The following is a 23860-nucleotide window of genomic DNA, read 5'->3' as shown; positions in this document are numbered from 1 at the left end:
ATCGGCTGCTGATCGCCGTCGCTCAGGCTGATCCGATCGGTCCCCGACCCGAAAGGACGGCCTTCCATGACCCCCACGATTCCCGGCTTCGACCACGTCCGCCTGCCCGGCGCGGACGGTGTGGAGCTGGCCGCCGCTGTCGGCGGTAGCGGCAGCGGCAGTCCGGTCGTGCTGTTGCACGGCTTCCCGCAGACCCACCTGATGTGGCGGCACGTCGCCGAGCGGCTCGCCGACGAGCACACGGTGATCTGTCCTGACCTGCGGGGCTACGGCGCCAGCGACAAGCCGGCGGCCACCGGCCCCGATGTGTACGCCAAGCGCACCATGGCCGCCGACGTCGTGACCCTGGCGGCGGCCCTCGGCCACGAGCGCTTCGCCCTCGTCGGCCACGACCGGGGCGCCCTGGTCGCCTTCCGGGCGGGGTTGGACCACCCCGAGACCATCACGCACCTGGGCATCCTCGACATCGTGCCGACGCTCGACATGTGGAACGTCCTGCGCGGCGCCTCGGCGGCGGTCGGCTACCACCTCTTCCTGATGGCGCAGCCGCCGGGCCTGCCGGAGGCGATGATCGCAGGCAGTGCGGACGCGTTCTTCGGCTCGTTCCTCAACGCCTGGGCCAACGACCCGACAACCATGCCCGAAGACGTGCGTGCCGAATACCTGAGCGCGAGCGCCGCGGCAGTGACGTCCATCGTTGCGGACTACCGGGCCTCGGCGGGCATCGACGTCACGCACGACCAGGCGGACCTGGACGCCGGGTCGCAGCTGGCCATGCCCGTGACGGTCATCCAGCAGGACTGGGGCGCACAGCTGGGCTACGACGCTGCCGCGGTGTGGAAGGCGTGGGCGCCGGACCTGGACCACCGGCTGACCCGAGCAGGCCACTTCATGGCCGAGGAGGCACCCGACGAGATCGCGGCGGCCATCCAGGACCTGCTGGTCCGCTGAGTCCCATGCTCTCGACTCACCGGCTGGTGGGCCACAATCGGTCGGCGAGTCCAAGGTTTTCGGAGATCAGCGTTCTCTTCCTGCGCTGGATACACAGGCGGTGCCGCCCGGCCGGCACGAGGTACAACGAACGGCCTAACGTCCCGGGTGCGCCGGCGGTCAGTCCTCTTCCTCGTCGTCCTCGGCGGCGTCGGGGTCGCGGAAGGGCCGCAGGCCCTGGCCGGGGCCGCTGGCGGTGATGTTGAACAGGTAGCGGCCCAGGAAGTTGATGTGCCGGTCCTTGAGCGGGGAGAGCCGGCGCTCGGCAGGTTCCTGGCTGATGCGGGGTTTGAGGTCGAGGCGCAGTACGGCGACTGGAACCGGGAGCCGATCACTGCTTCCAGCCGGGAGATCATCACGATCGCCCGGCGTGGATAGCTGCTGTCCGTCAGTGGTCCTCCTTCCTTCGGGCTGTCGGGATGCCGAGGTCGACGGCGGGGCGTCGGGTTCGGCGTTGCGTTTCCTCGCGCTTGGCGCGCAGGAAGGTGAGCGTGAGGTTGATGCCTTCGACCTCGCCGAGCCAGTTCTCGTCCTGGGCCCGCCGTAGGCGGGCGAGGAGGTCGGTTTCGAGTTCTTCGAGGCGGCCAAGCATCTTCGGGTTGATGTGGAGCATCGGGCAGCGGATGCAGGCGTGTTCGTGCTGGCAGGGGGTGCCGTAGGGGCGTCCGCAGGAGCCAAGCTCGACCTTGCGGCGGTCGAAATGCTCCTCGAACTCCTCCCATTCCCGCTCCGTCGTGTCGCGGTACTCACCCTCCGGCCGGACCTCACGGCGGTGGTGGAGAAACTCCTGGTAGTGGCGGACGATGTCCTCGTCGAAGACCGCGACGTAGCCACGGGTGGTCTGGACGTCAAGATGGCCGAGCAAAGCCGCGCCGATGTGGATGGGCAGGCCGCTGTTGACCAGCTCGGTGGCGAAGATCCTTCGGAAGTCGTGCGGGGTGAACTTCAGCCCGCGGAACTCCCGGTGATTCTTGGCCAGTTGCTCGCAGATCCGGCCGAGCATGACCTGGATGGTCGCGGTGCTGAACACCATGGGGGTAGTGCCGTTCTGCCGCTGGAAGAGGAACGGCATCGGGGGACTCCACACCTTGTCGTGATAGTCGAACCGGCTGACGAGAGGGATCGGACGGCCGGTGCGGGTGTGACGGCGGATGATCGAGGCGATGACGTGGAAGAGCTCGGCGGACATCGGGATGACACGCTCGCGGTCAGTCTTCGATGGCGCGATCACCAGCAGCGCGATGACCTCGCCGTTCGCCCGCTGGTACTGGCGAATGCTCAGGTGGGTCAGTTCACAGAGCTCCTCGATGCGCACGCCGGAATGGCGCAGGGTCTCGACGGCCGCCCATTCCCAGAAGGCGCCTTCTTCCTCGGTGCCGATGTGGACGATCCGACCGCTGTCGACTTCCTGGACGCGGGTGGGGACGGCATCTCCATGGCGAAGGAACTTGCGGTCGGCTTCGGTGCGGATCCGCCGGTACTCGCTCCCCTCGTGAGTGAACACCTCCCCTTCGGCCGACTTGTCGGCCTGCTCCAGGAGCAGGCGGGCGCGGTCGTAGCGGGTTTCGACGTGGTTCACCAGCAGGGGAAGGAGGGGCTGACGCTGGCGGGTGCGGTCGGCGGAGCGTTCGTTGATGCGCCGGCGACGAACCCCGAGCCCGCGTAGTTCGCTGGGCGGGACCGGACAGGGTGCGACCCATGCCGCCCAGCGCTCAGGTTCGTCGGCGGCCCAGGTGTGTAGGTCGTAGTAGAAGGAGCGGAGCGCGATGACGATGCTGTCCTGGCCGACGCGGGGTTTGCCGTCGTCCTTGACGGTGATCGCCTGGCGCCAGGTCGCGTAGGTCTCCGGTGAGATGCGCAGTTCCTCCTGGTCGGGGTTGATCCTCTCGATGTTCTTCCAGAAGTGGCGGGTGAGCTTGCAGGCGAGGTCCTTCAGGGTGGAGTAGTCGGTGTCGGCCTTGCGTCGGGTGAGGTAGTCGATGAGCAGTCCGCGAACGGCCTGGTTGGTGATCTCGTACTGGTCGACGAGTTCCTCGACGCTGAGCTGTCCACGCAGCAGGGCGGCCCGCATGCTCTCCGGTGTGGACGGCGGGAAGTGCCCCATGGAATGCAGAACGTTCCAGACGCCTCGGCCGATCAGCCGGTTGGACACCTGGCTGCCCGGTTGCAGGATGCAACGTGCCTGCCGATTCTCGTGGGTGAAGTGCAGCAACGCGGCGGGAGTGACATCGCTCAGGGTGACGCCCTGGACGGTCAGCAGCATGCACAACTCGTTGATCGCGTCGCGGCGGTGCACTTGGCGGAACTGGTGGGCGCGTACCTCCGCCACGTACTTGTCCAGGAGCGGGTCCTCCTGAGCGGCGATGAACATCACCCCGTAGTTGGGCAGAGGGTTACGCCGGAAGGCGAGTGGCGTCGGCTGGATGACGCGCAGGCAGTACAGAGCTCGGACTCCGGGGATGACGCTGGTGCCCGTTGTCCGACGGGACCCCACCTCATCGGCGGCGATCTGGCCCTGGCCGAGCGGACTGGCGTCCCATCTCACCTGCCATGTCTCCCCTGGGAAGGTGAGGAGGTATTCGAGCAGCGCGCGGGTTGAATTCTTCCAGTTCAGGCGGGTTGCGCGCTGTGTGCCGGGCCAGATCGAGGAGGAGCCGGCCACCTGCGACAACAGCGAGACCGAAGCGGTGGCGAACTCGCCGTGGGGCCGGGGCAGGCTGGCCGCAACGGCAGGCTCCGGCGTGATCGGCCCCCGACGAAACGGCTGGCGAACTGGAGCCCCTCCACGACTGGACCGTGGCGGCGGCTTTGACCGGTGGTGCGAAGCTGCGTCTCAGGCACCGAACACCGCCGCGATGTCGTCGGCGTTGTAGCCGGACGGGTAACTACGTTCAACACGCGGGGAGTTGTAGTGCTCGGTGAGCTTGTCGAAGATCTCCTCGACCCGTACCGCGAGATAGCGGCTGGTGGTCTGGATGTTGGCGTGACGCAAGACCGCCTGCACCTCCGGCAGGGTCAGCTTGCCGCCGTTCGCCATCCGGCTCGCCGCGGTGTGCCGCAGGTCGTGCAGGGTCCAGTTGGTGCCCGGTGCCTCGTTGGCCCGCTGGATGACCCGCCGCATCGCCCAGTAGGACATGGGCCGGTCCGCGCCGCGACGGGTCCGCCACAGCGGCTCGTCCGCCGCCGCGGTGCCGATCTCGTCGAGGTAGCAGGCCAGGCGCAGGAACGCCTGCGGCGAGGCCGGAACTGCCTGCCTCTCTCGCGTCCCTTTGGAGATCACATAGATCCCCTGGCCCGACCAGTCGACGTCCCCGATGCCGATACCCAGGAGTTCCTCGGCGCGGGCGCCGCTGGAGACGTAGAACTCCAGCAGGGCGCGGTCACGCTGGCACCCCATCCGCTCGAACAGCTCATCCCACAGACGGTCCGGGATCGACCGCGGCGGACGGTCGGGGACCTTCTGCCTCAGCCGGGCCCGGCCCAGCACCGGCTTGGGCTCCAGCGGGCTGCGGTGGGCCAGCGCCCGGCGTCGCTGCGGAGAGACCGGCACCGGGTTGGTGACCGGCCCGTTGCCCTGGTGGGCGTGGAACTCGTAGAACCCGCTCACCACCGACAGCGCATGGTTGATCGTCCGCGGCGCGTACCCAGCCCTCAGCACCGGCTTGCCCGTCCGCAGGTTCACCGAGCCCGGCACCGGGTTGGTGACCGTCTTGCGCTGGCGCTGCGGGTTCGACGCCGTCCGCAGCCACCCGGCCAACACCGCCGTCTCCGCCTCGGTCGCCTTTCCCAGACCACCCCGAGAAGCCACAGCAGCCGGAACCAGCGCAGCAGCCCATACCCGTAACTGCGGACCGTCAGCGGACTGCTGTCGTTCAACGCCAAGTCACGCAGGTACGCGGTGATCGGCTCGATCTCGTCGTCGTACCCGTTGACGACGACGTACGGAGGATGGACGCCCCGAGCCGGGAACACCGCCCCGACACGGGGGATATCCGCCCGCCCCTCCATGAGTTCGTGTCGAAGATCCACTTTTCACTCTCCTCGTTGATCTCGGGGACCGTCACTGAGATCAACGAGCAGAGATGGTGCAGATAACTGTGCAAGGCTCGGACCTTGTCCAGAGGACGCCGCTCACCGCGGCATGTGTCCTCCCGGCGGGCGGACACAGCCATTCCGGCACTCACCCGGGCCCCTCCTTGTTCGTGTCACGCATCGATGAAGCAGGGGCCCTTCGCTCCTGACGGGTTGTGTTGTCCCGCCGATCGGCACTACTACGACCCCCTCCGGCCGCCTCTCGGCAGCCCGCCACTTCCCGGTTCCGCCGGTTATAGGCGAGCCACACTCCCGGTCCGCAATACCCGGGGCGGAGGAGGCCCTCTCCAGTTCCCAGGACAACCCTCCGACCATTCCACGCCCCTTACGCCGGGAGGTTCTTGAGCGCCCGCTCCAGGATCTGGGACGCCTTCCATGGCCTTCGCCCTTCAAGCACAGGCTCGGCTCCTCCTTGGCCCCGCCTCTCGACGGGCTTAAATCACGACGCTGCAGGCTTCACTTCATGTTGCGGACTGGCCGGTCGCACGCCCCCGAAGGACGCTTGTCACTCCACTTCGACGCCCGCCTCTCGACGAACGCCGGGAGTCAGCTACCGAGGACCCTGGCGTCTCCCCGGACCGGACTCACACCGGCTGGCTGCCCTGAGCTTGACGCCCGGTTACATCCTCTCCACCTCCTCTGAACTGGGACGATGCCCGAGCTGCTGGACGTACGCTTGATCTTTGTCGACCAAGCGATCCACGAGGCTGGGATCGCCTCCTCGCTGGCCAATCTGGCGTCGTACGTCGAAGCGGCCGGCTGACCGAGCGACAACGGCTATCGCGGCCGGAGGACGACGAACGCCTGAACGCCTACGCCGAACTCCGGGCCGACGCCGACGGCCTGCCGTCGTAGCCGGGTCCCGCCGGTCACAGGTTCTGCAGATAGGCGAGCCGGACTGTCCGGGGGGCCTGCTCCGGGGTGTCATGCAGGGCCGCCTCCTGGGTGGTCGGGTCACCGATGACGTACCCCTCGTACACCGCCACCCACTGATCGCCAATGCCGGTCAGGCCGCGCTCGACCCAGCCGACCTGGTGGCCCTCGCCGAGGACGAGGTAGACGTCAGGGTTGACGGTCCATCCGGTCAGAGACCACCAGCCGCCGAACGCCGCCGGCGCCGCTGGCACCGGAACGACCGGAGCAGCGTGAACCGGAGTCTGAGCGGGTTCCACAACGGCGGCCGCGCGCACGGGCGCGGCCTCGGCCGGAGCGGGGGCCGGCCCGGCCGGGACCTGGACGGTGGTGGGAACGAGACTGGCGCCCTGCGCCTGGCGCAGCCACGCACCATCCGGTTCGGCAGGACCAGCACCAGCGACGGCACGGGGCGCGGCTTCCCAGCGGTGGCGGTGATCATTAAGGTGTGGAAGCTGTGAGCATGCGTGGATCCGGTGACGACCTGTGGGAAGAGTTCGTCAAGGAGTTTGAGAAGAACAACGCGGTACGGGAGCCGAGTGTCGCCGAACAGGCGCGCCGGCCCGTACGACGAAGCGCGCGACGTCGGCTGCTGCTTTCGGTGGCCGCTGCGCTGCTGGTGGCAGCGGGCGCGGGGGCGTACCTGCTCCGGCCGTCGAGCCCTGCACCGGCCGCACCGCCCGCGCTGGCTGCGCCGGCATCGTCCGATCGCTCGCCGCAGGTGGCGACGCCGTCGATCGGTGCTTCGTCGGCGGCATCCGGCGCTCCGGTCTCGGCGATGCCGCTGTCCGTCTTTCCGGCGCAGGTCCAGGGGTACACGCTGGTGGCGGGCGTGGCGCGCTCGAACTGCACCGGCCCGGACACCGTGGCGCCGACCCTCGCCGGGTTGATCACACAGGGCCACGGCTGTCTCGGAGTCGACCTGGCGCTGTACAAGGACGCCGAGGGCAACCAGTACAACGTGGCGCTGTTCACCATGGCGGACCAGGGCGACGGCGTGCACCTGGTGAGCTTTCTCGGCTCCCACGCCGACTCCTTCCAGGTCGCCGTCCATGTCCCGCCCACGGATTCGGGTCTGCGCCGGTTGCCGGCCGACAGCGGCCGCGTGCAGGGCTTCGCGGCCTACGGGCACGGCGTGGTCGTCGGTTCGGCCCAGTGGTCCGACGGCCGGACCGCAGACCTCGACAAGCTGTCCGATCAGCTCTCGCCGCTGACCGACGCTGTCATCAAGAACGTTCCCGCCTGACGGGGCGCCCCTCCCGACTCGGTCCTCCGCGAAGGACGCGGCGCCCTCCTGGGCGCCCACTGTCGGCGACAAGTGGAAACTGGTTTCGCGCCCTGCCGGATCGGGCGCACGCGGTGCCGCGCGTTCTGGGCGTCGACGAGGTCGCCCTGCGCAAGCGCGTCCTCCACGCCGCCTGACCGCTGGTCGTGGTGGCGTGGAGGGTCACACATCGGGGGACGGTGATGGCGCCGAGCACGACGGCCGAAGGGCGGGGACTCGGGTCAGTGCCGGCCGAGGTCTCGGCTGTCGAGACAGTCGACCAGTGCAGCCTCCTTCCGGAGCAACCGGTCGCGGTCATCGGCAGGTAGCGAGGCAAGGGCGTCGAGCAGCACGCGCTCTCCCGCCCCAGATACGACGCCCGGCTCCGCCCGCCTGATGGAGGGCCTGATCGCGGAAGCCGCGAAGCGCGGCGAGGTGGACTTGGCCCAGAGGAACAAGACGGGCGGGACGCCTCAGGCGGCCCGGAAAGGGAAGAACGGCGACGTACCCGGCGTCGGCGCAGGCTTTGGCTGAAGGAAGCCTTGCTCGGGCGCTCCAGGGGCGGGTTGACCAGCAAGGTCCATTGCGCCGGCGACCGGAAGTGCCGGCCGGGGCCGGCTTCCCGCGCGGGTGGTCAGCGGAAGAGGGCGGCGTGGTCGGTGGCCCAGGTGCGGAAGCTGCGGGCGGGGCGGTCGGTGACGTCCCGGACCGTCGTGGTGGCGGGCTCCGGCTCGGCGATGCGGGCGTGGATGAAGTCGAGTGCGCCGTCGGCGATCGCCGGGGGCCAGCCGGTGGTGAGCATGCGCTGCCGGGCGGCCTCGCGGGGGATTTCCTCCCAGCGCAGCAGGCGGCCGGCGGCCTCGCCGATGATCCGCACCTGTTCCGCCTGGGTGGGTGACTCCGGGCCGGTCAGGACGTACCGGGCGCCGTCGTGGCCGTCCTCGACCAGGGCTCGGACGGCGACCGCGGCGATGTCCCGCTCGTCCACCGGGCTGAGCCCGGCCGCACCACCGTAGCCGCGGACGACGCCCCCGGTGCGGATCTCCTCCGCCCAGCGCAGCGCGTTGGCCGCGAAGCCGTGCGGCCGCAGCACGGTGTGCCGCACCCCGCTGTCGGCGAGCAGTGCCTCGATCCCGCCGTCCGGCCGCCCCGGCGACTGCGGGCCCGCCCCCGGTACGTCCCGGACGGCGGCCGAGGAGAGGAACACCACCCGTCCGACCTCCCCGGCCAGTGCCGCCACCGCCTCCGCCGCGCCCTCGGTGGTCGGGAACGGCCAGGTCAGGAAGGCCGCACCGGCTCCGCGGGCGGCCGCGCGCAGGGATGCCGGATCGAGCAGGTCCCCCTGGCGGAACCCCTCCTGCCGCGCGCGGTCCGCCTGCCGGGTCAGTGCCCGTACGTGCGTTCCGGCCTCCGTGAGCTGCCGGGTGACATGGCGTCCGACCGTTCCGGAGGCGCCGATCACCAACACGGTTGACCCATCGTCAGTTCGCTTGTCCGTCATGTGTCGAACGTATGCGGTGGCTCCGAGGTGCCCAATGCTCGCAAGTCCTCCGTTGATGCGCGATCGTCTATCGTCGTCCGGATGGACGTGCTGAGCGATGTGGTCGCGACCCTGCGGACGGGGGAGCCCCGCTCGGCTCGGGTCGGGTGGCGGGCGCCGTGGGGTCAGCGGTTCCCGGGGGCGCCGGGGGCGGGTTTCCAGGTGGTCCTGCACGGCTCCTGCTGGCTGGTCCCGGACGAGGGCGAGCCGGTGCGGCTCGCGGCCGGGGACGTGCTGTTCCTCCCAAGAGGCCACGGGCACGCTCTGGCCGACCACCCCGGCACCCCGCTCGCCGAGCCGGTCTGCGACCAGCGCGTCGGGGCGTACGGGGCGGAGGCCACCGGGGCAGCGGAGCCGGACGTCGTGACCCTCTGCGGCGCCTACCAACTCGACCCGGTCCGCGCCCACCCGCTGCTGCGGGACGTCCCGGACGTCCTCCACCTGCCTGCCGGCCCCGGCCACCACCCGGAGATCCGCTCGGCAGTCGAACTCCTGGCCGGGGAGCTGGAGAAGCCCCGCCCGGGCGCTGCGGCCGTGGTCCCGGCGCTGCTGGACATGCTGCTGCTGTTCATCCTGCGGGCGTCGTCCGAGCATCCTTCGGCAGGGCCCGAGCGCGGCTGGGCGGCCGCCCTCGCCGACCCCTCGCTGAGCCAGGCCCTCCAGGCCGTCCACGAGGAACCGGGCCGGAGTTGGACGGTCGAGGCGCTGGCCGCCCGGGCCGGCCTCTCCCGCTCCGCCTTCGCCCGCCGCTTCACCGCCACGGTCGGCCAGGCACCGCTGGCATACGTCACCTGGTGGCGCATGGCGCTGGCCGCGCGCCTGCTCCGCGGCTCCGACCTCCCCCTGAGCGCCCTCGCCGCCCGGGTCGGCTACGCCTCGGAGTTCGCCTTCTCCCACGCCTTCAAGCGCCACCACGGCCTCTCCCCGGGCCGCTACCGCACCACGCCGGATTGACGGGCACCCCTGCGTCGCCTCACCACGGGTGCGGTGCACGGGAAGTCGGGCTGGCTGGACAACCCCTCCAGCGCCCACTCCACCGCGTCCGCGAGCGTCCGACCGGACGGCGCCAACTCGCCGTCGGCGAGGAAGGTCACCAAGGCCTTCCCAGACGGGGCGACATCGAGCACCGCAAGCGGACCGACCGGGAACCTCGCCGCCACAGCGGGCTCCCAGTCCGCCGGACCACCTCGGAAGCCGCCGTGTTCCGCGCCCGCGACACCGCGCCAGCGACAGGGCGGGACGCCGGGCCACAGCCGGTGCGGCTTCCGCGCGGGCGGCCTGACGGGACGCAGCGACCGAAGCGACCGAGGCAGCCGACTCGGCCGGGGTCTGCGGGGCGGGCTGCTGCGCCGAGGCCGCCCAAGCACCGCGCCTGTTCTGCGGACGACGGTGACCACAGGCCCGCCGGGCCGGCATGCCACGGCGCGGGGCCGGGGTGGGTCAGGGGCTGGTGGTGGTACGGGCCCGTACGGCCAGCAGGGCGAGGTTCCCGGCTGCGGCGGCGGGGCGGAAGTCGAAGACATCGGTGAAGGGTTCGGTCACCAGCAGCAGGACTTCGTGCGCGCGCAGCGCCCGTCACCACTCGCGCCCGGCCGCGAGTTCCCCCTCGAACCAGGCCTCGCCGTCCGGCCGACGCACCGTCAGGCCCGGTGCAGCCGCAAACGCGGACCAGTCCGGGGCCGGATCCCGTTCCAGGACGCCCGCGTCGCGGGCCCACCCCTCCCCCACCGCCACCGGGCGTCCCACCGCGTCGGGCACCACCAGCACCGGACACCGGCCCGGCACCAGCTCCGGCCACACCCCGCCCACCAGCCCCGTACCGGCCATGATCTCCACGCAACACCCCCTGCCCCACCACGCATCCCGGCACACCCAACCCCCAGTACCGCACCCCGGCCCATCATCCCCCGCCCCCGCCCCGGCGCGGACGGCGTCACCGACAAAAGCACCACCCGCATTGCCATCGACGCCGGAGACCCCTGGAAGAACTACGCTCCGGGCGCTCACGGCAGCTGACAGGCACAGTGGCAACGGCCGAGCGGATCCGGTCACAGCCACCGGGCGAATCAGCCGCCGACCAGGGCCATAAGGAACCGGGTCTCCGCGTCGTCCCGCCCCGCACACATTCTGGGAACCGCAACGAGGGCGGCCAGAGCCCGGCACCAACCCACCACACGCCGAGGAGACAGGCCAGGAACCAGCGCCGCCAGCTCCTCAGTCCTCTGCTCCAGCATGGCTGGATCTGCGACTCCCTCAAGCACCCAGTCCACAGCGTCGAAGTCCGGGTCGCCCCACGTCGGCCTCGGATCGATCGCCACCATGCGGGCTCCCGGACCAGACAGCACGTTCGCCGGATGGAGATCACCATGCACAAGTCCCACAGGCCCACTGGCGGCAAGTTCCAGGGCTGCTGCTCGGGCCTGACCAAGCACCGTCGGGGCAACCACGCCGTTCGCGCGGGCCGCCGCCAGCCTGCGATCAGTCAAGTCGAACAGGAAGTCGATCCTGTGTGAGAGAGGCCGCAGCACCGAGTGCTCCCCTGGCACGGGAGGCGAGAACCGCAGATCTCGAAGCAGGGCCGCGACCTCGGGCAAATTCCAAGCAAGCTGCCGCACCGGTACTCCCGGTTCCACATTCTCCAGCAGCAAGGCCCCGGCAGCGAGGTCCGCCGCCAGCAGAGTGACGACCGACGGCATATCTGCCCAGGCTCGCAGGGCTTCGGCTTCCTCGCAGGCAATCAAGGGCTCTGGCGTGAGCTTCAGCCACACCGAGGCACCAGAGCCACGCTGCAAGCAGCGGAACACCCGCGAGGTGCCTCCGCCCCCCGTCGCAACAAGATCCAGATTCCAGCGATCAGCGAGCTCACCGACGAGAGCCGGCAACTCGTCACACCAACCGAGCACACCAGCGCCGAACCGAACGACGAGACGATCCCGCACCTCGGGAGCAATGCAGGCCAGCTCTCTCAACACGTCCCCCTCAGGAAGTCGATGCAGATCCTGCGCATCCTATGAGCACAGCCCGTGCACGCCCACCACATTTCAGTGTCACGGAGCGTGAAGAGCGGTCGCGTCGAACTACCCCATACAGCACTCAGGATCATCGACGCTTACCAATCCCAAGGCCGATGACCACGCGCAGTTCACGGCACCATCCGATGCCGCGCACCGGACGGACGAACGGCAGGTCGCAGACGACGGCGCAGCCGGAGCGGCCTGTCTGGCGCGATCCGCCGCCTCCAGCTCGACGACCTCGACATCGGCGACCGCCGACTCGCCATCGACGGCCGCGTCCGGCCCCTGGACGAACTCACCCTGCAGGCCGCCCTCGCCTGGCTGGAGCACCGACGACGACGCTGGCCCGACACCGCCAACCCGCACCTGCTGATCAACAAGCAGACCGCGCTGAAGACCGGCCCCATCAGCGGCGTCTCCGTCTCCGCCGCGCTTCGCGGCCAAACCGCCACCCTCGAACGGCTCCGCGTCGACCGCCAGCTCGAAGAAGCCTCGTCCACGGCCCCGACCCGCTCCACCTCGCCGAAGTCTTCGGCCTGGCCGAGAAAACCGCCATCCGGTACGCGGACTCGGCACGCAGGCTTCTGCGTGAGACCGCCGAACAGCCAGCACAGTGAATTCGCTGGACCTGGTTACTTCCTTGAAGAGACCCTACGGGCATGGAGTTCTTCTGCTACCACCACGACCGGCCCGGCTCCCTAGCACTTCGCAACGAACTACTGGAAGAGCACTGGTCCTACATGGACCGGTACGCGAAGGAGATGATCGCCCGGGGCCCGACCCTCACCGGCAACGGTGGCGCTCCCACCGGCAGCGTGCACATCGTCGACCTGCCCGATCCCGCCGCCGCCCGCGCGTTCGCCTTCGACGAGCCGGGCTACCAGGCTGGCGTCTACCGGGACGTGCTGCTGCGACGGTGGAGCAACACGCTGGGGCGCACCATGTGGGACTTCCCCGGCGGCCGGACCGGCAGCAACCGATACCTCGTGCTGGGCCTCGGCGCAGGACAGGCCGCCGACCTCGCCGTGCCGCCTGACAGAGACGACCTCATCGCCTACGGGCCGCTGCTGTCCGACGACGGCACCACCTGGCTCGGCACGGCCGCGTTGCTCCGCGCGCCGGACCCGGATACGGCAGGAGCCATCCTGACCCGGGACCGATACGCCACCATCGAGGTGCACAACTGGCAGTTCGGCGGGCGCCCGTCATAACCCGAGGACGTCCAGACCGACGTCACACCGGAAGCCCTTCGGATCGCTCCGTCCTCGCGTTTCATCCGAATCCACGGGTCCGTCGGCCTGACGCACACCGGTGGACCCGTGAGTTCGCGCTGAAGGACCTTCGGCTTCCCCGAACCCCCGGGGCTCGCGGGGTCCAGCCAAGGTGCGCGCAAAACGTTATTCGGTCGGCTGATCGGCGGGATGGTGACGGCCCTCGGGGACTTCGACACTGCCGAACAGGCGCCGGCCTGACGGTTCCTGCTGGCGATGACGCGGGTGGTGCGTCAGCATGCTGACTTTCTGCGAGTGTTTGCGTTGCAGGATGTCACCGCTGTGCACCGCTGCCACGACGCTAACCACGGGAGTGGAGAGGAGCGTGAGCAGCATCGGCCCGTATCCGCCATCGGAGGCCACTGCCACGACGACGGTCTCGCCGAGATATGTCGTCCCGGCGACAATCCCGGCGAATAGTCCTCGCAGCGAGGTGCGCCCAGCCAGCCACTCAGGTGACAGCGCAAGTGCCGCACCGGTGATCGCGCCGACCAGAACGCCGACACCCAGGCTTCCGCCGACCGCGATGACAAGTCGGGATAAACCCGGCAGGGCATGCGGCTTCATGAGGAGCTGCGCGACAGCTACGCCGAGCCATAACGAGGCGGCCAGCCCGGCAGGCACAGCTCCTATGCGGACTCCCAGTCGAACACCACGTCGGATCACAACGGCAGGATCAACCGCCACCGCCTCTCCCGCGGCGGCCACCGCGCGGCCAACGCCGCCCTCTACCGTATAGCCCTGTGCCGGATGTCCAGCGACCGGCGAACCCGCGACTACGTCGCCCGCCAGACCGAGGCCGGCCGCACCAAGAAGGAGATTATCCGCCTCCTCAAACGCGCCATCGCCCGCGAGATCTTCCGCTGCCTCACCACAACCGTCACCGTCGCCGAGATCGCCGACCTCCGGCCCGCCCGCCAGGCCAAGAACATCACCCTCACCGCCGTCGCCAACCACTTCGGCGTCTGGCCCGCCACCATCTCCACCCTCGAACGCGGAATCCGCCGCGACGACGACCTCGCCAACGCCTACCGCGAATGGCTCACCGCCGCTTGACACCCCATAGGAGTCAGCCGTTCGCCTGCGGATGACGCCTTGCCCGCGTGAAAATCGGTGTGGGGGCCGCCCGCTGACGCCGCATGATGTTTGGGCTTCGAGCTCGCATAGGAGTCTGGTGAGGGGGCTGACCGAGGGACCACGCACTGTCGCTTTGAGCACGCCGTTCAGCTTCTCCGCCTTCCTCAGGCTCCCCGGACGGCCCCACCCTGAAGCACGACAGCAAGGGAGGGCCGACGACCATGGAAGAAACGAGGGAGGACCAAGACGACGGAGCCGTGGCTCGGGTCGCCGTGATCGACATCGCAAAGGCGTCCGGAGTCGTGTGCATGCGGCTGCCGCACGAGCGGATCGAGGGCCGACGGGTTCGGGAAGTCTGGACGGTGGCCTCAACTACCAACGCGGTCATGGAATGAAGCTCCCACGCTGAACTGGACACAACCGCTACAGGTGACACAGGCACGCCCCTCCACCAGGGCAAACACCGCTCTCATGACACAGGTGCCGCATCTTGTGGATCTTGACGGATCAGGCCGCGGCGTTGGGGTGCGTGCATCGCAAGGCGGAGGAGGGAGCCACTGCGGTGGGGGCACCTCCCGACCGAAGGCTGGGGGCCATTGGCGACCGACGACAACGCGGCGAGATGCGTGCCCCGGCGTCGCGCACCCGGCAAAGATCCGCAAGACACGCCCTAACGTCGCTGGTCGGCCGACAGGCTGATCGCCGAGGCGGGGCACAGGGCGACCGCCTCGCGAACTGCATCCAACGCCCCGGCTGGAGGCTCGGGTTGCCGCACGACCGACGTGCCGTCGTCGTCGCGCTGGTCGAAGACCTCGCCGGCCGTCAGGACGCACATTCCGGAGCCGATGCAGCGTTCGACGTCCACGGTGATCCTCATCGATCACGCGTCCCAGGTGACGGGGAGGCTCTTCACCCCGTAGATGTCCGCGAGCTCCGGGCGCAGGGCGACCTCCTCGGGCGGTACGGCGAGGCGCAGTGTGGGGAAGCGGTCGAGCAGTGCGGGGAAGGCGACCCGCATCTCGATGCGGGCCAGTTGTTGGCCCAGGCACTGGTGGATGCCGTGGCCGAAGGCCAGGTGTCCGCCGTCTTGCCTCCGCAGGTCGAGCGCGTGGGGATCGGGGAAGCGCTCGGGATCGCGGTTGGCGGTGTTGAACGAGAGGATCACCCGCTCGCCGGCCTTGACGGTCCGGCCGCCGAGTTCGATGTCTTCCAGGGCCGTCCGCATGAAGGTCTTGGCGACGCTCAGGTACCGCAGCAGTTCCTCCACGGCCCGGTCGGCGAGCGCGGGATCGGCGCGCAGTGCGGCCAGTTGGTCCGGGTTGCGCAGCAGCGCGAAGGTTCCAAGGGCCAGCATGTTCGCGGTGGTGTCGAGACCAGCCGCGAGCAGAATCAGGCTGATCCCCTTCAGCTCTTCGTCGGTCAGATCGCTGTCGGTGAGGTCGCTGAGCACGTCGTCGGTGGGGTTGGCGCGCTTGGCGGCCACCAGCTCTGCCAGGTACTCCTGGGTCGAGGCGTAGGCCGCCATGAGGTCCTCGTCGCTCGTCTCCCCGTTCATGAACGAGTCGACCTGCTCCTGGAAGGAGCCCCGGTCCTCGTACGGCACCCCGAGCAGCTCGCAGATCACGATGGCGGGGATCGGCTTGGCGAATGCGGTCACCAGGTCTGTCGGAGGCCCGGCCGCCTCCATGGCGTCCAGGCGGGCGGCGGTGACCTGCTCGATGCGCTCGGTGAGCAGCCGCATTCGCCGTACGGTGAACTTGCCTGTCAGGGGCTTGCGGTAGCGGCTGTGCTGGGGCTCGTCCATGAGGACGAACTCCCCGGGCGGCGCCGGCGGGGTCTGGAAGTCGCCGTAGTCGATGGTCGGGTGGAGCATCAGGTCCTTGCGCGAGCTGAACCGTGTGTCGGCCAGCACCGCCCTGACCAGGTCGTATCCGGTGACCAACCAGCCGGGCTTTCCGCCGGGGAACGTGTAGCGGCTCATCGGCCCGTGTCGGCGGGCGTCGATCAGCTCGGCAGGCGGGTCGAAGGGACAGCCGGGGCGGCGCGCCGCCGGCATGGTCGTGACGGTGTGCGGGGATTCACCCATGGCTGTTCCTCGTTTCGCGTTGCCTCACGTTCGGGATCACTGGAAAGCTACGGCTTTTTCTGACTTACCGTCAATCGCATGAAATGCGTTCTGCCAGCTCAGTGGCGGTAAATTGATGCAATGACGCTGAACTCAAACGCAATGGGCCGTTGCAATGGCAGAAGGCTAAGGCAATGCCGGAGGCCGGCCGGGTGGCCGTACTTCACCGCGCCCCGCCGACAGGCCCAGCCGTTGCCCCTGAGGTAGCCCTGCTTGGCCCAGGTCCTGGGGCCGGTCTCGCCGTTGACCCTAAGCCTGGTACACCGCTCGAACGTCTGGCTCGCCGTCGGGATCTGCTGATTGACCTTCGCGGTTTTGCGGGGGGTGCCCCTATGTGTTTGGTCAAGCGGTTCGAGGCCGTGCCTCAGCTCAGGGCTGGTCGTACCAGGAGAACGCCGCGATTCGCCAGCCCTCCGAGGTGCGGACGAACTGGATGGTCTTGGTCCCACCGCCCTCGAACGGCTCGCCGTCCAGGACGCCGGCCTTCCGGTACTCGCCGAAGCGCGACGCGATGTCGCCCGCGATCTCGGTCCGCTCGGAGGTCTCCCACTCCGAGAACTCGACCAACCGGCCGTCGGCGAGCAGGCGTTCGCGCGGATCGATGAACTCGTCCACAGTGTAGACCGTGTACTTCGGCCCGGTCAGCACGATCACACCACCCGGAATGACCAGCCGGCGGATCCGGGCCACGTCCGCGGGCTTGCCGCCGCGGTTGTCGAAGGCTCCGAAGAACTCGGCGGTTATCGCGTCAATCTCGATCTTGGACATGGCGTGACAGTAACACCGCTAGGGGGCAACGGACATGGCATCGAGGCAACTTCGAACCAGAGCACCCACGAGCTGCGGCCGCCGGGGTGGCCAGGTCGCCGGCCGGCCGGAGGCGGCTGCACGTGGCGATCAGGTCGGCTGTGGCCAGGCCGCGCAGTTGGGCGCGCAGGGCGTCGGGGGCGGTGATGAGTGTTCTCTGCGGGCGCCGCGGCGAGGTGGTCGCTCTCGGACCGATGTATCTGCTGGAACACGTCCAGGGCCAGGGACTCGGTGGCCGCATGATGACCGAGTTCCTCACCTGGGCCGGAGCCGCACCCATAGGCCTATGGGCCACCGACTACAACGACAGCGCGGTCCGCTTCTATCAGCGCCACGGATTCGAGATCACGGGCGAGCGAGAGCTCTGGCAAGGAAGGCTGCCAAACCTCCGTATGACCCGCGAGGTCGCACCCGGCATCAACCACAGCTGAGCTGCCCGCGTTGGCAGCAACTGCCTCGAAGGCCGGCTGCGGGAGAACCCACACCACGGGCTCGTGGGTGGGGCGAAAACAGACTCGACGGCCCGCCGCCCCTTCGGGCGGCGGGCCGTCCCATGGACTGCTGCTATTTCTCGGGGTACTGCTCGGGGCTGGTGCGGGTGCCGTCACCCAGGTGGTCGGGGCGAGCGAGGTGATGCCGGGCCAGTAGGCGAGCTGGAGGGTGTCGCCGGTGTCGTCGATGACCCGCTGCGGCATCGCGGTCCAGATCCGACCCGCGTGGACGTCGCGGCGCACCGCCGTGCTACCGGGCGCGAACCGGGCGGGCGAGGCCTGCGCGGCAAAGGCGGTCACGGCCGGCCCCCGGTCGTGCAGGCGGGCTCGTGCCACGTCGTACGGACGACCAGGCCGCCCGGACGGATGCGCTCGCTGAACCAGGTCCGGCAGCACCCGCCCGCGCCGCGCTGTCGGGCAGCGGCCGGTGCCGTCCGGGCTACGGCCGGGAGGGCAGCGGCCGCCGGGTGGCGACGGCGACGGCGGTGCCTGGTGGGGGTCGTCATGCGAAGGCTCTGCCCGCCCCCGTGGGCCGGCGAACCCGGCCACCACCCGGACGGAGTAGCCCCGCCCGTTCCCACCGGGCACTGACCTACGACAACACCCGAAACTCACCGGCGGGCGGCCACCCGGGGCGGGCAAACTCACCACCGCCCCGGGCGAAGCTCACCGGCCCGCCCGTGAAACTCCCCAGTGCAGGTCACAGCGGCCGGGCTGGCCGCAACACGGGTGCAACACGCTTCCCCCGGCCCAGATCGCCGGGGGTTTTCGCAGGTCAGCAGTGCAACGCGGTCGTGTTGCACCTCGTGTTGCGGCTGGCCCGCCGGTCAGGAGCGGCGCCACCAGGAGCCGGCGTTCTTCGCCCTGGCCGCTTCGGCAGCCGCGGCTTCAGCCTTGGCGGCGACCCGCTCGGCCCGCTTCCGGTCGGACTCCTCCTTCTGGCAGGACGTGCTTCTCTTCACTTCACCCGATTGGGCGATCGGGGCCGCCGGGGACCGGTGCGCGGCCGAGCATGTAACCCTGTGGATCCGTCCTCCATCGCCGTGATCCACTGAGGCCATGAGCTTGTCGGTGGATGTGTTCGTCGTCGGTGAAGACGACAAGATGGACCTGCTGCACGTCCCGGAGGGCAGTTCCGACCTCGCGGGCTTCGAGCGCTGGCGTACCACTGTGTGGGGATCCGACGCCGTGCGCTCGTTGGGGGCGAGGTTCTTCCCGATCTTGGCCAGCGGTGACTGGCTCAAGGTGGCCCCGGACCAGGTGGCGGACTTCCTGGGTGAATGCGCCCTGCTCCGGAGCAACCTCGAACTCGTCGCGCCCGGCGCCGACCCAGCGAAGTCGCATGCTGAGTACGTCCGGCAGATCGCCGAGCGACTGGTGAACATCGAGGACGCTGCCGAGCGTGCGCAGAACGTCAGGGGTGGTGTGGTTATCTGGTAGGGCGTCCGTTCTGGAGGAAATTCGGCGGTCGGTCTGCCCGTGGCGTGGCAGGATGGCGCCATGACGTTGATCCGAAGGGGCGATGCCGCGTAAGTCGCCCGGCGCCGTGCGCGCCCAGACGCGGTTGATTCGGGGTCAGTCCCAACAGTTCAGTCAGGTCCGAGGCCTGCGACGAAGTGCCCAAGCTGCTGTCAGGCGCCTTGAGGCTGGCAGGTTTGGGCCCGGCTTCTTGAGTGAGGCGCTCGGCCAGTACGAACGGTTCTTGCGCCAGCCTGGTCGGTGGCTCTATGTGCCGTTGGCGGATTGTCCGTGCCACGATGCTGGGTGGTCGGAACAACCTGGAAGCCATGCTTCATGCGCTGCCGTCGGCCGCGCGCCGTGAACTGAGCCAGATCGTGACCCGGCTCGATGCGGAGTTCGAGCGGCGTACGTTGCCGGATCCGTATGCGTCGGAACGGTTGTGCAGCGAGTGGTTCGACCCGCCGAGTCGGCCGTGGTGGTACCTGCGGTTGACCAAGCCGTAGGCGAATGCGTGAGGCATCGGCCGCTCCCCGCCGCAGGCGGACGGGCCTCCGGCGGGGATGGACGCAGGAGAGCTGACTCGCATGGTTGATCGTCGTCGCGGCATATCCGGTGCCGAGGTACGGCTTGCCGGTGCGCGGATTTGACCGTTCCCGGGGCCGGCGACAGGAGGTTGCGCCGCCGGCGTTGCGGGTTCGGTGCCGTGCGCATCCAACCGGTCAGCACGGCCGCTTCCGCCTCGGTCGCCCGCTCCCCGGCGACATCGAGCAGCCACAGCAGCCGGAACCCGCAGCATCCCGAACCCATCGCTGCGAGCCGTCAGCGGGCTGCTGTCACTCGGCGCCAGGTCGCGCAGGTACGCAGTGACCGGCTCGACCTCGGCCGCGAGGCCGTTGAGGAGGACGTACGGCGGATGGGCCTCGCCGATTTCCAGAACAGCACTCACACAGGGCAGTTGGGACCGACCCTCCATCAGTTCGTGGCGCGGATCCACTTCACTCTCCTTGATCGCGGTGACCAGCACGGCGATCAACGAGGAGAGGAAGGTGCAGATAACGGTGCACAGCCGGTCGCCCCATCGCGCCCGGTCCCACTCCGCGTCGGTGAGCTTGGCCGAGCAGCGTGTGCAGGCCGGGCGGTTCGCCTCCCGCTCGGCCTGCTCGCGGGCGCGGCGCCACCAGTACACCGTGCGGTCGGCGGGCTCCTCGCCGGCGAGGGCCGGGTCGTTGTCGGACCTTGACGTGGAACAGCTCGCGGTAGGCGGTGAACTTCGCCGCCACCCGGGCCGGCGCCATGGTGGAACGGTCGACCTCGACCATGAGCACCGGCACCCCGATCGCCGGAGCCTGCCACACACCGTCAGGGCGCACCTTCCGCTTCCCTCCCGGCAGCAGGACCTCCGTCTCGGTCGACCAGGAACGCACCCTGCCCATCCTGCCCGCGGCCCCCGGCACGGTGCCGCCGAGGACGAAGGCGAGCACGGTCTCGTTGACCGCCATCGCATGCGGCGCACCGGAGCGGCCGGCACCGCCACCGCCCGGCTGCGCTCGACGGTGGCGGTCGACGGGGACGAGAGGGCGAAGTCCCGTGCGCCCGGCCGACCTCGACGGCTGCTTCACCACCGGCCAAGCGGGTCAGGTGTCCGGAACTTCGGGACGGCGATCCCCTCACACCCCTCCGCAAAAGATTTCCGGTCGACCCGCAACCTCCGGCAGGTTCAGACGTCCAAGAGATACCGGACTCTCCGGAACAGCCAATGCAGTAGCCGTACTTGGGGGGAAGCAGGCATGCGTGCCCGTACCGCCACCACCCTGGCCGTCCTGACGGCCCTCACCCTGACCGTCCCCGCCCTCACCGTGTCCCCGGCCCTCGCCGCCCCGGCCTCGGCGCCGAGTTGGACCGCCGACCTCACCGCTCCGGCCGGCTTCGTCGGGATGAGCCCGACCCGCGTCCTGGACACCCGGACCGACAACACTCCGTTCCACAACGGCTTCACTCCGCTCGGCCCGCGAGAGTACTACCCGGCGGTGGTGGGCGTGGTCCCGCACGAGGCGACGGCCGTCGTGGTCAACGTGACCGCGACCAACCCCACCTCCGCGGGCTACCTCTCGGTCCGAGGCGAATCCACGCCCCAGACCGGCACTCCGGACACCTCCAGCCTCACCTTCACGCCCGGCCAGACGGTGTCCAACCTGGTCACGGTCGCGCTCAGCCAGGACAACGTCCGGCACACCGTCAACATCTTCAACAGCGCCGGGACGACCGACGTCATCCTCGACGTGGTCGGCTACTACGCGCCCGGCGCGGCCGACAAGTTCACCCCCCTGCACCCGAACCGCATCGCCGACAGCCGGACCGACGGCACCGGCCCCCTCGGCAGCTCCGCCACCCGCTCGATCCGGGTCGCCCGGCCCGAACTCGGCGACCAGGACGCCCATGCGGTGGTCCTCAACGTCACCGCCACCGACGGCACCGCGGACAGCTTCCTGACCGTCTACCCGACCGGCACGACGCGCCCGTCCGAGGCATCCAACGTCACCGTTCCGGTCCGGCGCGACGTCGCGAACCGGGTCGTGGTGCCGGTCGGGGCCGACGGGAAGATCGACATCTACAACCACATCGGCTCGGTCAACGTGATCGTCGACATCGTCGGCTACTACAGCCCCTCGGGCACCGGCCTGTTCCAGGCGCTCAAAACCCCCGTCCGCCTGGACGACACCCGGACCACGGGCTACAAGATGACCGGCCCGACCACCATGGGGCTCGGCATCGAGGTGGACCCGAAGGGCCTGGGCGCGGAGCTCAACATCACCGCCACCAACGCCGACGCCGCCGGCCACCTCACGGTGTTCCCGGGCACGGCCGACTGGAAGGTCCCGGGCACCTCCACCCTCAGCTATGTCCCCGGCCTGACCGTGGCCAACTCGGTCACCACCGGCCTCGACGACAACTCCACCACCTTCTCCATGGACAGCTTCGGCGGTGCGGTGGACGTCATCACCGACCTGACCGGCTACTACACCACCGGCTGAGCACAGCGCCCTCGACGCCGAAAGCGACCCGGCCGGCGTTCGAGGTGCAACGTGCATGTGACGAGGGCCGGGGACGAACCTGCTCGTCCCCGGCCCGGCTCTCTGATCAGTCCGCTCTTGGGCGCCAGGCGGCGGCCTGGCCCGCCGCGACTCTGCCGCAGACGATGGCGACACCCGCGCCGGAGGCAGCGACGACGGCGAGGCCGAGAACGAGGACGGACAGGGACATCGTCCCGCCCTTGCCGAGGTTGATCAGCAGTCGGCCCAACAGTGCGGCTACCAGGGCTCCGGCCACGCCGACGACGCTCAGTGGGAGGGCGAGGTTCCAGAACGCGATGCCGCGGTAGAAGCGGGCGTCGGTGCGGTAGGAGGCCAGCGGGCCGAGCGCCTTGGCCTGTTCCAGGAAGATGCCGGCGGCGCCGAGCGATCCCGCCAGGGCCAGGGCGAGGAGGCCGAGCAGTGCGACGTCGAGCAGCCAGCGGATCTGCGCGGCCTGCGCGGCCGTGCCGAGCAGCCAGGACTGCCCCGGGCGGTAGGTCATGGGGCCGATGAGGTGGGCGTAGGCGGCCTGCTCGATCACGGACACACCGGGCTCGCCGTCGCGGTTGAGGACGAGGAAGCCGTAGAACGCCAGTTCGCCGCCGGCCGTCGGGGCGGTGCAGCCGCAGACCGTCGCCACCGGTGCGCTGACCATCTCGTCGCCCAGAAGGACTTCGCGGCCGAGCGGTGTCAGGCTTTCGAAGGCCTCCTTCGGAGGCCTGGGCCGGGTCGGACAGGTCCGCATCCGTCCCAGCTCCGCGAGCGCCTCGCACCGGCCGGTGAGGGAGACCCGCGGTGCGTTGTCCGTCGAACCCGACTGCGGCGCGTAGAGCAGGGTGCGGGACGGACCCGCGGCCGTGATGAACCCCTCCGCCGTGGCGGGGATGTTGCGCGAGCGGACCTGCGGCGGCGATGCCTGCCACGAGCGGCATGGCGGCCTCCCCCGCGAGGACCAGTGTGCGCAGGCTGGTCGGCGCCCCGAGCGCGTCCAGCATGGACAGACGCCGATCGCGGGACTCGGACTGGCTGCGGACCGCGACCAGGATCAGTGCGGCGCACGGGAGTCCGGCCATGAGCAGAAGCAGGAGCTGCAGTTCGTCCAGCCCTCGGTCGAACTGATGGCTGCTGATGAAGAAGAAGACGCGGTCCGGGTTGCCGAATCCGCTGATGTAGGAGGTCCGTTCGTCGACCTCGTCGAAGAACCCCGGCCGGGTCGGGTTGGTGTAGACGACCAGTTCGGCGCCGTCGGCGAGACCCTCGTGCGCAATGGTCCCGGCGAGCGTTCCGTAGCGGTCGGCCATCGCTGCGTTCGCGGCGAGCAGTGCGGGGGAAAGGTAGGCCTCGCCGGGCTTGGGCCACCGGGGCAGGCCGGGCGGCGGCGGGGCGTCCTGGCCCAGGGGCTGGACGAAGATGACGGAGATGCCACGTCCGTCGAAGGTGTCCGGCCGTTCCCACCAGCGGGCCGCGGCCGACGCGCGCTCGGACTCGGCGACGGGGACGGGGTTCCTGGCCGTCATACGCAGGTCGCGTTGGTCGTGGACCACGGCGGAGCCGGCCACCACACAGGCGGTGGCGAAGGTGATCAGAGCGGCGAAGAACAGCGAGGCGCGGTGCACGCTGCCCGCTCGGCCCCGGCCGGCCCGCCGTCCGATCGCCAGGGCGAGCCGGACCCGCCCCGGTGTCGGCCGGCCGGAGCCGCCGGTGGTACGGGGGCTGGTCGCACGGGTCACCGGGCGACCCCCGCG

23 protein-coding genes and 2 pseudogenes are annotated in these 23860 nt (G+C 69.9%); 11 read left to right on the top strand and 14 right to left on the bottom strand.

Translation table 11 applies throughout. The annotated features are described in order from the left end of the window. Window positions 1-66: 66 nt before the first annotated feature. Together KS423_RS06150 and KS423_RS47925 are read left to right on the top strand one after the other, a co-directional pair. Complete coding sequence (locus tag KS423_RS06150; protein ID WP_224274364.1) at window positions 67-951, top strand: alpha/beta fold hydrolase; 885 nt, start codon at window positions 67-69, stop codon at window positions 949-951. Window positions 952-1098: 147 nt separating this feature from the next. Next, the gene (locus KS423_RS47925) at window positions 1099-1368 is read left to right on the top strand and encodes a hypothetical protein (RefSeq protein ID WP_308020125.1); all 270 of its coding nucleotides are present in this window, start codon (window positions 1099-1101) and stop codon (window positions 1366-1368) included. A 10-nt stretch (window positions 1369-1378) separates the two neighbouring features. Here the strand turns inward: KS423_RS47925 and KS423_RS06140 are convergent, their stop codons facing one another. From KS423_RS06140 to KS423_RS06130, 3 genes are all read right to left on the bottom strand, one after another. Next, on the bottom strand, window positions 1379-3535 hold the full coding sequence (locus KS423_RS06140) for a site-specific integrase (RefSeq protein ID WP_224274362.1): 2157 nt from the start codon (window positions 3533-3535) through the stop codon (window positions 1379-1381). Between the two features lie 288 nt (window positions 3536-3823). Beyond that, a complete protein-coding gene (locus tag KS423_RS06135; RefSeq protein WP_224274360.1) occupies window positions 3824-4750 on the bottom strand; it encodes a site-specific integrase in 927 nt (308 codons plus the stop codon). A 1201-nt stretch (window positions 4751-5951) separates the two neighbouring features. Beyond that, window positions 5952-6209: a hypothetical protein gene (locus tag KS423_RS06130; RefSeq protein WP_224274358.1), complete on the bottom strand. Its 258-nt coding sequence runs from the start codon at window positions 6207-6209 to the stop codon at window positions 5952-5954. Window positions 6210-6227: 18 nt separating this feature from the next. Here KS423_RS06130 and KS423_RS06125 point away from each other — a divergent pair, with 18 nt between their 5' ends. Both KS423_RS06125 and KS423_RS06120 read left to right on the top strand, forming a co-directional pair. Beyond that, window positions 6228-6455 carry a hypothetical protein gene (locus tag KS423_RS06125; RefSeq protein WP_224274356.1) on the top strand — a complete coding sequence of 76 codons (228 nt, stop codon included), beginning with the start codon at window positions 6228-6230 and terminating at the stop codon, window positions 6453-6455. Continuing rightward, a complete protein-coding gene (locus KS423_RS06120; RefSeq protein ID WP_224274354.1) occupies window positions 6443-7240 on the top strand; it encodes a hypothetical protein in 798 nt (265 codons plus the stop codon). Before KS423_RS06125 ends, KS423_RS06120 begins: the two co-directional genes overlap by 13 nt. A gap of 652 nt (window positions 7241-7892) precedes the next feature. On the opposite strand, the gene KS423_RS06110 is transcribed toward KS423_RS06120, so the two are convergent. After that, window positions 7893-8726 (bottom strand): NAD(P)H-binding protein, encoded by an 834-nt coding sequence (locus KS423_RS06110; protein ID WP_224274352.1) that lies wholly within the window; start codon window positions 8724-8726, stop codon window positions 7893-7895. A gap of 114 nt (window positions 8727-8840) precedes the next feature. On the opposite strand from KS423_RS06110, the gene KS423_RS06105 reads away from it, so the two are divergent. Continuing rightward, window positions 8841-9752 carry an AraC family transcriptional regulator gene (locus KS423_RS06105; protein ID WP_224274350.1) on the top strand — a complete coding sequence of 304 codons (912 nt, stop codon included), beginning with the start codon at window positions 8841-8843 and terminating at the stop codon, window positions 9750-9752. A gap of 621 nt (window positions 9753-10373) precedes the next feature. Here KS423_RS06105 and KS423_RS06100 read toward each other — a convergent pair. Beyond that, window positions 10374-10634 carry a hypothetical protein gene (locus KS423_RS06100; RefSeq protein ID WP_224275846.1) on the bottom strand — a complete coding sequence of 87 codons (261 nt, stop codon included), beginning with the start codon at window positions 10632-10634 and terminating at the stop codon, window positions 10374-10376. A gap of 230 nt (window positions 10635-10864) precedes the next feature. Next, a complete protein-coding gene (locus tag KS423_RS06095; RefSeq protein ID WP_263454541.1) occupies window positions 10865-11767 on the bottom strand; it encodes an aminoglycoside phosphotransferase family protein in 903 nt (300 codons plus the stop codon). A 704-nt stretch (window positions 11768-12471) separates the two neighbouring features. On the opposite strand from KS423_RS06095, the gene KS423_RS06090 reads away from it, so the two are divergent. Further along, the gene (locus KS423_RS06090; RefSeq protein ID WP_224275842.1) at window positions 12472-13023 is read left to right on the top strand and encodes a YciI family protein; all 552 of its coding nucleotides are present in this window, start codon (window positions 12472-12474) and stop codon (window positions 13021-13023) included. A gap of 186 nt (window positions 13024-13209) precedes the next feature. Here KS423_RS06090 and KS423_RS06085 read toward each other — a convergent pair whose 3' ends face one another. Beyond that, window positions 13210-13707 carry a hypothetical protein gene (locus tag KS423_RS06085; RefSeq protein WP_224275840.1) on the bottom strand — a complete coding sequence of 166 codons (498 nt, stop codon included), beginning with the start codon at window positions 13705-13707 and terminating at the stop codon, window positions 13210-13212. A 126-nt stretch (window positions 13708-13833) separates the two neighbouring features. On the opposite strand from KS423_RS06085, the gene KS423_RS06080 reads away from it, so the two are divergent. Then, on the top strand, window positions 13834-14139 hold the full coding sequence (locus tag KS423_RS06080; RefSeq protein ID WP_224275838.1) for a hypothetical protein: 306 nt from the start codon (window positions 13834-13836) through the stop codon (window positions 14137-14139). A 691-nt stretch (window positions 14140-14830) separates the two neighbouring features. Here KS423_RS06080 and KS423_RS06075 read toward each other — a convergent pair. The 3 genes from KS423_RS06075 to KS423_RS06065 all read right to left on the bottom strand — a co-directional run bounded on the left by KS423_RS06075 (window position 14831) and on the right by KS423_RS06065 (window position 17053). Then, window positions 14831-15037, bottom strand: a complete 207-nt coding sequence (locus tag KS423_RS06075) for a ferredoxin (RefSeq protein ID WP_224275836.1) — start codon at window positions 15035-15037, stop codon at window positions 14831-14833. A gap of 3 nt (window positions 15038-15040) precedes the next feature. After that, the gene (locus KS423_RS06070) at window positions 15041-16246 is read right to left on the bottom strand and encodes a cytochrome P450 (protein ID WP_224275834.1); all 1206 of its coding nucleotides are present in this window, start codon (window positions 16244-16246) and stop codon (window positions 15041-15043) included. Between the two features lie 408 nt (window positions 16247-16654). Next, window positions 16655-17053, bottom strand: coding sequence for a nuclear transport factor 2 family protein (locus KS423_RS06065; protein WP_224275832.1), 399 nt, complete (start codon window positions 17051-17053; stop codon window positions 16655-16657). Window positions 17054-17238: 185 nt separating this feature from the next. Between KS423_RS06065 and KS423_RS06060 the strand changes: the two genes are divergently transcribed. Then, window positions 17239-17523, top strand: coding sequence for a GNAT family N-acetyltransferase (locus tag KS423_RS06060; RefSeq protein ID WP_224275830.1), 285 nt, complete (start codon window positions 17239-17241; stop codon window positions 17521-17523). 887 nt (window positions 17524-18410) lie between these two features. Here KS423_RS06060 and KS423_RS47215 read toward each other — a convergent pair. Further along, window positions 18411-18545, bottom strand: coding sequence for a hypothetical protein (locus tag KS423_RS47215; RefSeq protein ID WP_263454539.1), 135 nt, complete (start codon window positions 18543-18545; stop codon window positions 18411-18413). A 97-nt stretch (window positions 18546-18642) separates the two neighbouring features. On the opposite strand from KS423_RS47215, the gene KS423_RS06055 reads away from it, so the two are divergent. Further along, a complete protein-coding gene (locus KS423_RS06055) occupies window positions 18643-19023 on the top strand; it encodes a hypothetical protein (RefSeq protein WP_224275828.1) in 381 nt (126 codons plus the stop codon). 352 nt (window positions 19024-19375) lie between these two features. Here KS423_RS06055 and KS423_RS06050 read toward each other — a convergent pair whose 3' ends face one another. Continuing rightward, complete coding sequence (locus KS423_RS06050; protein ID WP_224275852.1) at window positions 19376-20230, bottom strand: hypothetical protein; 855 nt, start codon at window positions 20228-20230, stop codon at window positions 19376-19378. Between the two features lie 49 nt (window positions 20231-20279). After that, window positions 20280-20663: pseudogene (locus KS423_RS48410) on the bottom strand (replication-relaxation family protein); the annotation flags it as partial. 168 nt (window positions 20664-20831) lie between these two features. On the opposite strand from KS423_RS48410, the gene KS423_RS06040 reads away from it, so the two are divergent. Continuing rightward, window positions 20832-22076, top strand: a complete 1245-nt coding sequence (locus KS423_RS06040) for a hypothetical protein (protein WP_224275826.1) — start codon at window positions 20832-20834, stop codon at window positions 22074-22076. Window positions 22077-22182: 106 nt separating this feature from the next. On the opposite strand, the gene KS423_RS06035 is transcribed toward KS423_RS06040, so the two are convergent. Then, on the bottom strand, window positions 22183-22770 hold the full coding sequence (locus tag KS423_RS06035) for a hypothetical protein (RefSeq protein ID WP_224275824.1): 588 nt from the start codon (window positions 22768-22770) through the stop codon (window positions 22183-22185). Window positions 22771-22972: 202 nt separating this feature from the next. Here KS423_RS06035 and KS423_RS06030 point away from each other — a divergent pair. Next, a pseudogene (locus tag KS423_RS06030) lies at window positions 22973-23860 on the top strand (hypothetical protein); the annotation flags it as partial.

Source organism: Streptomyces sp. LS1784 (genome assembly GCF_020103755.1).
GTDB lineage: Bacteria > Actinomycetota > Actinomycetes > Streptomycetales > Streptomycetaceae > Kitasatospora.
The sequence above is the reverse complement of the archived record's forward strand: the minus strand, read 5'-3'. Positions and strand labels throughout refer to the sequence as shown.

What these genes read in the sequence shown, in the direction of transcription:
- KS423_RS06065 (WP_224275832.1), bottom strand. Translation starts at nt 17,053, where the DNA reads ATGTCCAAGATCGAGATTGACGCGATAACCGCCGAGTTCTTCGGAGCC.
- KS423_RS06090 (WP_224275842.1), top strand. Translation starts at nt 12,472, where the DNA reads ATGGAGTTCTTCTGCTACCACCACGACCGGCCCGGCTCCCTAGCACTT.
- KS423_RS06150 (WP_224274364.1), top strand. Translation starts at nt 67, where the DNA reads ATGACCCCCACGATTCCCGGCTTCGACCACGTCCGCCTGCCCGGCGCG.
- KS423_RS06070 (WP_224275834.1), bottom strand. Translation starts at nt 16,246, where the DNA reads ATGGGTGAATCCCCGCACACCGTCACGACCATGCCGGCGGCGCGCCGC.
- KS423_RS06080 (WP_224275838.1), top strand. Translation starts at nt 13,834, where the DNA reads ATGTCCAGCGACCGGCGAACCCGCGACTACGTCGCCCGCCAGACCGAG.
- KS423_RS06060 (WP_224275830.1), top strand. Translation starts at nt 17,239, where the DNA reads ATGAGTGTTCTCTGCGGGCGCCGCGGCGAGGTGGTCGCTCTCGGACCG.
- KS423_RS06105 (WP_224274350.1), top strand. Translation starts at nt 8,841, where the DNA reads ATGGACGTGCTGAGCGATGTGGTCGCGACCCTGCGGACGGGGGAGCCC.
- KS423_RS06055 (WP_224275828.1), top strand. Translation starts at nt 18,643, where the DNA reads ATGAGCTTGTCGGTGGATGTGTTCGTCGTCGGTGAAGACGACAAGATG.
- KS423_RS06075 (WP_224275836.1), bottom strand. Translation starts at nt 15,037, where the DNA reads ATGAGGATCACCGTGGACGTCGAACGCTGCATCGGCTCCGGAATGTGC.
- KS423_RS06040 (WP_224275826.1), top strand. Translation starts at nt 20,832, where the DNA reads ATGCGTGCCCGTACCGCCACCACCCTGGCCGTCCTGACGGCCCTCACC.
- KS423_RS06035 (WP_224275824.1), bottom strand. Translation starts at nt 22,770, where the DNA reads ATGGTCAGCGCACCGGTGGCGACGGTCTGCGGCTGCACCGCCCCGACG.